The sequence below is a fragment of the Shewanella sp. genome (assembly GCF_051658185.1).
Taxonomy (GTDB): domain Bacteria; phylum Pseudomonadota; class Gammaproteobacteria; order Enterobacterales; family Shewanellaceae; genus Shewanella.
Map to the genome: position 1 here is coordinate 1 of NZ_JBOFMC010000275.1, position 10,486 is coordinate 10,486.

At 48.4% G+C, this 10,486-nt stretch carries 7 protein-coding genes; 3 read left to right on the top strand and 4 right to left on the bottom strand.

The features are described from left to right. Positions 1 to 353 precede the first annotated feature (353 nt). A complete protein-coding gene (locus ACRCZA_RS10415; RefSeq protein ID WP_438674367.1) occupies positions 354 to 1,232 on the top strand; it encodes a DNA ligase in 879 nt (292 codons plus the stop codon). A 574-nt stretch (positions 1,233 to 1,806) separates the two neighbouring features. Here ACRCZA_RS10415 and ylqF read toward each other — a convergent pair. Then, positions 1,807 to 2,748 carry a ribosome biogenesis GTPase YlqF gene (gene ylqF / locus ACRCZA_RS10420; RefSeq protein WP_438674368.1) on the bottom strand — a complete coding sequence of 314 codons (942 nt, stop codon included), beginning with the start codon at positions 2,746 to 2,748 and terminating at the stop codon, positions 1,807 to 1,809. Between the two features lie 327 nt (positions 2,749 to 3,075). Between ylqF and ACRCZA_RS10425 the strand changes: the two genes are divergently transcribed. Further along, on the top strand, positions 3,076 to 3,972 hold the full coding sequence (locus tag ACRCZA_RS10425; protein ID WP_438674369.1) for a bifunctional methionine sulfoxide reductase B/A protein: 897 nt from the start codon (positions 3,076 to 3,078) through the stop codon (positions 3,970 to 3,972). A 149-nt stretch (positions 3,973 to 4,121) separates the two neighbouring features. On the opposite strand, the gene ilvN is transcribed toward ACRCZA_RS10425, so the two are convergent. The 3 genes from ilvN to ACRCZA_RS10440 form a co-directional block, all read right to left on the bottom strand. Beyond that, positions 4,122 to 4,616 (bottom strand): acetolactate synthase small subunit, encoded by a 495-nt coding sequence (gene ilvN, locus ACRCZA_RS10430; protein ID WP_438674370.1) that lies wholly within the window; start codon positions 4,614 to 4,616, stop codon positions 4,122 to 4,124. Beyond that, positions 4,616 to 6,334, bottom strand: coding sequence for an acetolactate synthase 3 large subunit (locus tag ACRCZA_RS10435; protein ID WP_438674371.1), 1,719 nt, complete (start codon positions 6,332 to 6,334; stop codon positions 4,616 to 4,618). The genes ilvN and ACRCZA_RS10435 overlap by 1 nt, the downstream gene beginning before the upstream one ends. Positions 6,335 to 6,722: 388 nt before the next feature. Then, positions 6,723 to 7,874, bottom strand: coding sequence for a multidrug effflux MFS transporter (locus ACRCZA_RS10440; protein WP_438674373.1), 1,152 nt, complete (start codon positions 7,872 to 7,874; stop codon positions 6,723 to 6,725). A gap of 649 nt (positions 7,875 to 8,523) precedes the next feature. Between ACRCZA_RS10440 and ACRCZA_RS10445 the strand changes: the two genes are divergently transcribed. Continuing rightward, complete coding sequence (locus ACRCZA_RS10445; RefSeq protein WP_438674372.1) at positions 8,524 to 10,281, top strand: SulP family inorganic anion transporter; 1,758 nt, start codon at positions 8,524 to 8,526, stop codon at positions 10,279 to 10,281. Positions 10,282 to 10,486: the final 205 nt, after the last annotated feature.

Consider the following 10,486-nt stretch of genomic DNA (forward strand, 5'->3'; position numbering starts at 1 on the left):
GTGCACATTAATTTAAAATGTGATTATTTTTCAATCATTTCTGTGCAGGTGAATGAATCAATCCAGTATAACCCGATAAATACAGGGGATAAATAGTCAGAGTGGTAATTCAGGTTGCCCTGACGCTCAGTGAAAGGCATGGTATCGGATGATTTGTTGAATTATACGACACAGGGCGAAGGTGACTCGCGAAGGCTGTCATTTGATTCTACACTCTGACGTCACACCACAGGGACTTTTGGGGCAAGGGAATGGCTCAACGCAACAGGCTTACGGTATTCAAGGATGGCGACCTACTTCAGCTGATACATGGCGAGCCCCGACAGGTTGGTTATCAGTGCAAAGTGAGCCTCATGGTATTCATCGCGCGCCGTTGGCAACGCCTCGGAGTGCTGCTTTTGTTGGTGGCCGCTCCACTTTATGCCACTCCCCAAGCACCTCATATTCAACTTGCCAGCGAATTTAACCCTAAGGTCGATATCCGCGCGTTTTTAGTGAGCGAAAAACTTGATGGCGTTCGCGGTTACTGGGATGGACAGCGGTTTTGGACGCGTCAAGGCCATCCGATTATCGTGCCCGAATGGTTTAGCGCCGATTTTCCACCTATCCCGCTCGACGGAGAATTATGGCTAGGACGCGGGCAGTTTGACGCAGTCTCTGGTTTAATTCGGCAATCAAGTGGGCGGGAGGAGGATTGGCGGGCGGTACGCTTTATGGTATTTGATTTGCCCCACCATGCGGGCACGTTTGCTGAGCGCTATCAGTTTGCGCAGCAGCTTATCCAAGGTAAATCACCTTATATTCAAGTGATTGAGCAGTTTTCGGTGGAAAGTCTTGAGCAGCTTTACCAAACACTCGATAGCGTTGTGGCTCAAGGGGCCGAAGGCCTAATGCTTCATCGGCGCAGCGCCCTCTATCGTGCGGGCCGTAACCCTCATTTAATGAAATTAAAACCCTATTTTGATGCAGAGGCTAAAGTCATGGCTCATATCGCCGGTAAAGGCCAATTTGCCGGCCTCATGGGCGCACTCAGGGTTCAAACTCCCGATGGGCGCATATTTAGTCTTGGCACTGGATTTACTGTGACGCAGCGGCAGCATCCCCCGGCAATTGGCGCGATTGTCACCTACAAATACCTAGGTTTAACGTCAAAGGGTTTACCTCGATTTGCCCGTTTTTTGCGAGTCAGAAGTGAGAGTGAGCCAAGCAATAAGGCAGACGAGCAACCTTAACGGCTTAGAGTCAATGGCTGATGTGGCTCGCATGAGATGTGATTGATTCAGTGTCCTTCAATCACTAAATATGAATAACTTCATGATTTATAGTGTTTTATTTTTGTTGGTTGATATTGGCTACTATTTAACGATTGTATTTACCTATTGTATTGAAAGATTGTATTGAAAGATTGTATTGAAAGATTGTATTGAAAGATTGTATTTAACGAGTGCATTGCCAGATTGTATTGAAAGATTGTATTTAACGAGTGCATTGCCAGATTGTGTTGGGGTAGGGAGAGCATTGCTGGTGGGATTGGTAAAAAGCGACGCCAGAATCTAGCCTAAATGCAATGACGCCAGTGCGTGATTGGCACTGGCTGCAGAAGAGGAAAATGGTTGGCCACAACATCAGGTACGCTGTGGCCGAGACTGCACGGACTAAGGTTACTCAATCTAGGGTTACTCAATCTAAGACGACTCGGTTTAAAGTGACTCGGTTTAAAGTGACTCAGTCTAAAGTGACTGAGTCTAGAGTTATACGGACGTAAAGTAACACAGAGTAAAAGGTAACGGTTTAGCGATGTAGACCTTAGTCGTTATGGCGTTTACCCGAGCGTTTAAGCTTCTCTGCGGCAAGTTTTGCGGCTTTTTCAGCTTCTTTTTCAGCCAGAATACGTGCTACCTGTTCCTTTTCGACCTCAGCCATCGCGGGCGTTTCTAACGACAATAAGCCAATTTTACCCGAGCGATATTCATGCAATAACAGCTCCGAGGCTTTGTGTAAATCAATCCGCCCGCCGGGGCGAAGGGCACCGCGTTTACGGCCAATTTCTTCAAGGAGCGCCATATCATCAGCGGGTAATTGACTGAGATTATAACGCTCGCAAATTTCCTTCGGGTAGGCGCTTAAAAAGTAGCCCGCCGCAAACAGTGCCACGTCTTCATATTCCATCGCCGTATCTTTGATAGCACCAGTGACGGCAAGGCGATAGCTGCTGGCTTCGTTGTCAACCTTAGGCCATAAAATCCCCGGCGTATCTGATAACACAATACCATTACGCAAATTAATGCGTTGCTGGCTTTTCGTGACGGCGGGCTCATTGCCGGTTTTCGCGATCACTCTACCTGCTAGGGTATTGATAATAGTGGATTTGCCCACATTCGGGATCCCCATGATCATCGTGCGAATGTCTTTATCGTTTTTATCGCGGCTTGGCACCAGTTTACGACAGAGATCAGGAATTTTTTTCACCATGGCCGCTTGTAAGGTGGTGATGGCTGTCGCCTTTACCCCTTGCTCCCGTTCAAGGTACTCAATCCAGTCTGCGGTAACTTGGGGATCGGCAAGATCAGACTTATTGAGCAGTTTAATACAAGGTTTATCGCCACGAAGCTTTGCCACCATGGGGTTTTCGCTACTGTAAGGAATACGGGCATCGAGCACTTCGATAACCAGATCGACTTGAGGCATGGCCTCTTCGATCTCTTTACGTGCTTTATGCATATGTCCTGGATACCATTGAATTGCCATGATAACGCTTTGTCCTAAATATCTTAAAGAGGGGCTATTCTACCCTGAAGCCGACGAATGTCATAAAAAAAGCGTCTTCGGTGCCGTTGGCGTTGATAGCGTGGGGATAAGGGCAACTGAATCGTTGGGAAATAAGCGTGACTGAGGCGGGCGATCTTAAGCCGTTGCCCAGCGGTGACGGTATCATTATGGTGTGGTTATGGAGTAGGGTGTGGCTGATGGCTCACGAGCCAAGGGCCTAAAAGGACCTAAGTGAACTTATCTTTGTCCGGGGCGCTCCAACAACGTTATTAAGGGCGAATTCGCCTGTATCTTAAGGGGATCACTATGGCTCAATTAACTGAGTTTGAACGTTATGTCATTGAAGAAAAAGGCACCGAACGACCCTTTAGTGGTGAATATTATCACCATACTGCCAAGGGGCTGTATTTATGTAAAAAATGCCATGCTCCCCTGTATCGCTCTGATGATAAGTTTAATGCTCACTGTGGCTGGCCAGCCTTTGATGACGAGATCCCGGGCGCAGTGCGTCGCCATCTCGATGCCGATGGTCGTAGAACTGAAATCGTGTGCAGCCGCTGTGGAGGGCATTTAGGCCATGTATTTGAAGGCGAACGCTTAACACCTAAAAATATTCGTCATTGTGTGAATTCAGTGTCGTTAATTTTTCAAGGGGTGGAACAGCGGCCGCAGCGCCTTGAACTGGCCACCTTTGGGGCGGGGTGCTTTTGGTGTGTAGAGGCGATTTTTAGCCGATTAATGGGCGTTGACAAAGTCACTTCTGGCTATGCCGGCGGCGCGGAGAAGGACGCTAATTATGCCTCAGTATGTTCGGGAAAAACTCGCCATGCTGAAGTTGTCCAAATTGAGTTTGATCCGCAGCAAGTGGATTTTTTGACCCTGTTACAGGTGTTGTTTGCCAGTCACGATCCGACTACCCTCAATCGCCAAGGGCATGATCAAGGCCCACAATATCGCTCCGTGGTCTTTGCCCATAATGCCACGCAGCGCCAGCAAACTGCCCAAATGATAGCCCAATTGACCGAGGCGCAGGTGTTTGACGCGCCGATAGTCACGCAACTTGTCGACTTTGAAGCCTTTTACCCGGCAGAAATTGAGCACCATAATTATTTTGCCTTACACGGTGAGCAGCCTTATTGCCAACGGGTGATCCGTCCTAAAGTTGAAAAAATTCAGGCGTTATTTGCCGAGCAACAAAAATAACCGCGTCACAAAAATAACCCCGAGCAAGGTAAGCGTTGCATTTTTAAACACATTCTATTTTTAACAGTATGTAAAAACCTCAGGGAGCCGATAAGGCTCCCTGACGGCGAGAACGATGGGGTGACTTTCGTTACTGGGGTGGGCGATAGTTAGGCTTTCATCGCCTTTTCACCGCGGGCAAGCCCCACCACGCCAGAGCGGGACACTTCGACCACTTTAGTCACCTCTGCCATGCTATGAATAAAGGCATCGAGCTTTTCACTGGTTCCAACCAATTGAATAGTGTATAGATTTGCCGTGACATCGACAATTTGGCCGCGAAAAATGTCGGCAGTGCGTTTAATTTCCTCGCGTAATTCCCCTTGGGCTCGCACCTTGATAAGCGCGAGTTCACGCTCAATATAGGCCGACTCCGTGATATTAGAGACTTTTAGCACATCAATGAGTTTGTGCAGTTGTTTTTCAATTTGTTCGAGAATTTTTTCATCGGCCACAACCGTCACGGTTAAGCGCGAGAGGGTGATGTCCTCGGTTGGCGCCACGGTTAGGCTTTCGATGTTATAGCCCCGTTGGGAGAATAAGCCGACAACGCGAGATAAGGCGCCGGATTGGTTTTCTAATAACACTGATATGATACGACGCATTAGCATTTCTCCGTTTTGCTCAGCCACATTTCGTTCATCGCCCCACCGCGGATCAGCATTGGGTAAACGTGCTCAGTTTCATCCACCATGATGTCGATAAACACTAATCTGTCCTTCATGGCGAGGGCTTGTGCCATTTTGCTTTCCAACTCGGCCGGATCACTAATGGTCATACCAACATGGCCATAGGCCTCGGCAATTTTGGCAAAATTCGGCACTGAGTCCATATAGGAATGGGAATGGCGGCCAGAATAAATCATATCCTGCCACTGCTTAACCATGCCGAGGAAGCGGTTGTTTAAGTTAATAATTTTGACCGGAGTATCATATTGCAGGGCGGTCGATAACTCCTGAATATTCATTTGGATAGAACCATCACCGGTGACGCAAACCACGGTCTCATCGGGGAGGGCCAGTTTAACGCCCATTGCGGCGGGTAAGCCAAATCCCATGGTGCCTAAGCCTCCGGAATTGATCCAGCGCCGTGGTTTATCAAAGGGATAATAAAGCGCTGCAAACATTTGATGCTGACCGACGTCGGAGGCGACATAGGCATCACCTTGAGTGAGCTTATAGAGCGTCTCGATCACTTGTTGAGGTTTAATGCGGTGACTTTCTTTGTCATAGGCTAAGCATTGACGTTGGCGCCATTGGTTGATCTCTTGCCACCATAGGGCGATTGCCGCGCTATCATTGCGCTCCGTCGATTCGTCTAACAGGGTTAACATGTTATCGAGCACACTGTCGGCGCTACCTACGATGGGGATGTCGACGCGCACGGTTTTTGAAATGGAGGACGGATCGATATCAATGTGCAAAATGGTGGCATTGGGGCAATATTTTTCCACATTATTGGTTGTTCGGTCATCAAAACGGACCCCAATACCAAAAATTAAATCGCAGTGGTGCATGGTCATATTGGCTTCATAGCGGCCGTGCATGCCAAGCATCCCTAAGCTGTTTTGATGGGTGCTAGGAAAGGCACCAAGCCCCATTAAGGTGCTGATCACTGGGATATTTAAGGTTTCTGCTAGTTTAAGGATTTGTTTATCACAACCCGAAATAATGGCACCGCCGCCAACATACAGCACCGGTTTTTTGGCCGCGAGTAGCGCCTGTAAGCCGCGGCGGATCTGGCCTTTATGGCCTGAGGTCGTCGGGTTATAGGAGCGCATTTTGATGTTTTCGGGATAAATATACTCGTGCAATAGCGCAGGGTTGAGGCAATCCTTGGGCAGATCCACCACGACGGGGCCGGGTCGGCCCGTGGCAGCGATATAAAATGCTTTTTTAATGATCTCTGGGATGTCTTTTGGGTTTTGCACTAAAAAACTGTGTTTAACGACTGGGCGGGAGATCCCTATCATGTCGCATTCTTGAAAGGCATCATTGCCGATAAGGTTGCTGGGCACTTGGCCGGATAACACCACAAGGGGAATGGAGTCCATGTAAGCGGTGGCGATACCTGTGATGGCATTGGTGGCACCAGGGCCTGATGTGACTAACACGACGCCGACTTTACCTGTTGCGCGGGCGTAACCGTCGGCCATGTGCACCGCGGCTTGCTCGTGGCGCACCAGAATATGTTCAATACCGGGAATAACGTGCAGGGCGTCGTAGATATCTAATACAGAACCGCCAGGATAGCCAAAAACGTGTTTTACACCTTCGTCGATCAGGGAACGCACTATCATGCTAGCGCCAGATAACATCTCCATGTGAAACTCCTATTGCATCGTACCGTTACGGTAAACAGTATGGTGTTACAGCGACGGTAATCGCTCTAAAGTTAAGCCTGAAGGGTAATTCAGGCCCTCAATTGCTGGGCTTGCGCATGCATGGCAAGCAACTCATCCCCTAGGATGCAGCGGCTGTTGCAATGAACAGAATTTCATCATATTACAATAAGGCAACATTTCAAGCCTTTTGTGTAAAAATCCGTTTACTTGAGATATTTTCACGTTTATGGGGGATTTTAAGGCATATTAAGGCTTGGATTTTTGCAATCATCAATCTATATAAGCCATTTTATTCAATTGGTTATATGTTTAAATGTACAAAATGATGCGAGAACATCATTTTGTGGGATTGCCGCTTTTCTTTGCCTTATAACCCTGGCTGTGGATGGCGAGGACGATAAAATTGGCAAATGGCCACTAATAGAATTGCGCTTAACATTAAGGCCGAGAAGGGCACTGCGGTGCCGTTGTAAAACAGGGCCAGTAGTGGACCGGCAAGGGCGCCACAGCCAAAGCGCAAGGTGCCGATAACGGCGGTTGCCGTGCTGGTTTCTTGTTTAAACTTCATGAGCACAATCGCATCGGCATTCACCGACATGATCCCTAAGCTACCCATCAGCGGGATTAACATCATCACGGTGAAGTGGTAACTGAGCTCAAGCAGGTTGACCAGTAATAGTCCGCTACTGGCTATGGCGCCACAGAAGGTGGCCATATGTAACATGCGTGCTGAGCCATAACGACCAACGACTCGACTATTGAGGATATTGGCTAACATCAGGGCCCCAACATTGCTACTAAATAGGATGGCAAAAAATGATTTATCTAAGGAAAACACTTCCATATAGATAAACGGTGACGCGGTGAGGTAGCAAAAAAATGCAAAGGAGGTTAATACGCCACTGGCAATATTGAGCTTGACTCCTTGGCGGCTTAACACGGTGGCGTATGAGCCGAGAAAGGATTTTTGACTGCGGCTGGCCTTATCTTTATCGCTGGGCATTTTTAAGCGCAGGAGGATTAACAATAGCAGCAGCGCGCCATAGCTGGACTGGAGAGTAAAAATCAGATGCCAGTCGCCTAAGCCTAATATTAAGCTGCCAATACTTGGGGCAACAAGCGGCGCTAACATCATGATTAGGCTGACATAGGACATGCCTTTTGCGGTATTGTCGCCGTAAACTTCTTTAATATAGCCGGGCACAACCACGGTGGCTGCAGCGCCAATCCATGCTTGAAAAAAGCGCAGTAACAAAAATATTTCAATTTGCTGGGTGAGGCTAATCAAACCGCTTATTAGGCTAAAACCCGTTAGCCCCATGATGACCATGGGCCGGCGGCCAATACGGTCAGCTAAGGGACCAAAACAGAGCATGCCAAGGGCATATCCCCCTAAATAGAGGCTTAAGGATTGCTGGACAACCGTGATGTCACTCTTAAAGTGAATGGCCAGTGTGGCCATGGCGGGCAGATACATGTCAATGGCTAAAGGGGTGATCGCCACAATCGCGGCAAGCATAGGTATCAGCAGCGCCAGATGGGGGAGCTGATGTGGTTGGGGAGATGTTGCTGGTGCCGCCACAGTGACCTCGGATAGTGAAAGAGCAAATGCTGAGCTGGACAACTGCTCTTAATTGTAGATTTAAGTCGAACTTAAGCTTTCATGTAGTTTTTTATTGTTGTTAATGATTCAATACGTTAGCTAAAGCCATGCCGTCATTATGGGGAGCGTATGATGAATTGTCTCAACCGTCGGTGTAACAAACCGCGAGGCGATGGCCTTATCATAGTAAGTCGCACGGCCAAATAAACCAATCATTGCTTGGCTTTCTTTCGGTTAATGGCCTGATTAAAGTGTAACGAATCATCACACCCGTGGATTTTCGTGATTGTGTAAGGGATTAACTTTGTACGACTTGCTGATGAGAATCATCGCTGACGTGCTAAGCAGAGGCTGGGGCTAGATGCAACGTGTGAAGCGTTTGCTCACTGTGATTGTTGCAGCCGTTTTGCAAATTATTAAGGGCGAAGTTGTGTAATGATTGGTTTTTATGGCTTAACCCCCTTATTATTACCCCTTTTTAGTTCAGCAAGCTTAAGTCGGCTTGTGGTGAGTGATACCCAGTAGGTGCTGTATCGCTTGGATATGTGTTTAAGGAGGATACCAAGTGAAAATCCCAAGTTTAGACGCTTTTATGCCTGGATTGGCGCAACTACTCCAATATGAGCGGCAATGGCTTAGGGATGATGTGCGGGCAGGGCTATCGGTTGCGGCGGTTGCCTTACCCGTGGCGATTGCCTATGCCCAATTAACAGGAGTGAACGCGGCTGTTGGCCTGTATTCCTGTGTGTTACCTATGCTGGTCTATGCGCTTTTTGGCACATCTAAACAGTTGATCGTCGGGCCAGATGCGGCAACCTGCGCGGTCATCGCCGCCGTTGTCACTCCTTTGGCTGCGGGTGATAGCATGAAGCACTGGCAACTGGTGATCACCATGACGGCCATGACGGGGTTTTGGTGTTTGATTGCGAGTCGCTTTAAACTCGGCGTGCTTGCCGATTTTCTCTCTAAACCGATTTTGATGGGATTACTCAACGGGGTTGCCATTACCATCATTGTTGGACAATTTTCTAAAATATTCGGTTTTACCTTCGATGAGCGCTATCTGATTGAGCGTTTGAGCGCAGTCCCTTCATATTTAGCACAAACCCATTTACCGACGCTGCTGATGGCGGTGGTGACCTTAGCGACCTATGCTTTGGCGAAACGTTTTCGCCCCCTGTGGCCCGCCTCCATGTGCGCCATGGCCATGGCGGCATTGTGGGTATGGCTATTTAATCTCACCCACTTTGATATTAAGGTTGTCGGCGTGGTGACTGCAGGCTTGCCGCCCTTCCATGCACCTGCCTTTGATTTAGGGATCGCCCGCGAGCTGGTGGTCCCGGCACTTAACTTAGCCATGGTCAGTTTTGTGAGTATGATGCTGACAGCGCGCAGTTTTGCGGCTAAAAATGGTTATGATATTGATCCAGATAAAGAATTTAGAGCACTTGGGATCGCGAATATCGCTTCAGCACTCTCTCAGGGATTTGCCGTCAGTGGTGCCGATTCGCGCACCGCGGTCAATGATGCTAACGGCGGTAAGAGTCAGTTAGTGTCGATTATTGCGGCGGCGCTGATCTGTCTGGTCGCGCTGTTTTTTACGGCACCACTGCAATATATCCCCAGCTCCGCTTTGGGGGTGGTGTTAGTCATCGCCTCGATTTCGTTGATTGATCTTAAGGCGCTGTGGAACCTTCGCGCGCGGGATCGTTCGGCCTTTTTACTTGCTTGCATTACCTTGTTTGCCGTGTTGTTTATCGGGGTTATCCCCGGGATCACCTTGGCGGTGCTATTAGGGTTATTTCAATTTTTAGCCACAGTGATGCGGCCAACCGATCAAGTACTCGGTCTTGATGATAAAGGGGTGATCCGCAGTATGGATGCTTCGGGTAAGGCTAAATCGGTACCTGGGGTATTTATTTATCGGTTTAATTCACCCTTAACTTATTTTAACGCGACTTACTTTAAGCGCCGGTTACTGGAAAAATTTGTCCGTGAGAGCGAACCTGTTGATTGCATTATTATTGATGCAGTGCCGTGTTTTACCCATCTGGATTTAAGCGTTATGGCGATGCTGGCCGATTTGCATCAACTCCTCAAAAAACGCGGGGTGCGCTTAGTGCTCGCAGGGCGTAAACGGCAAATGTTAAGTTGGTTCGAACAGGCGGGCATGCAGGTGGGCGATGGCGGCATTTTGGTCCGGCCGGATCTGTATTTAGCCTTAAAAATGAATCAAAGCTATAAACAAGCCTTAGCCGAAGGTCAGGCGCCGGTGATCCAAAAATTACCCGATGATTCCGTGTTATTACACAGCCATTTATAACTTAAGTCCGATAGCGGGGTATATCGAGGCAGGGGTTGCATGTCCTTAAGCTATTTATTGCGGGCGGCGCTTTTGGGGCGCAATGGTGTGATGAGTTGCGCGATGGTTGAGGTTCATTGTCTAGGGCGATGGCTGGCGGGTCAATGTCACCCATGTACACCAGTTTAACTGTAAGCCAGTTTAACGTTAGACATCTTAAGGCCAA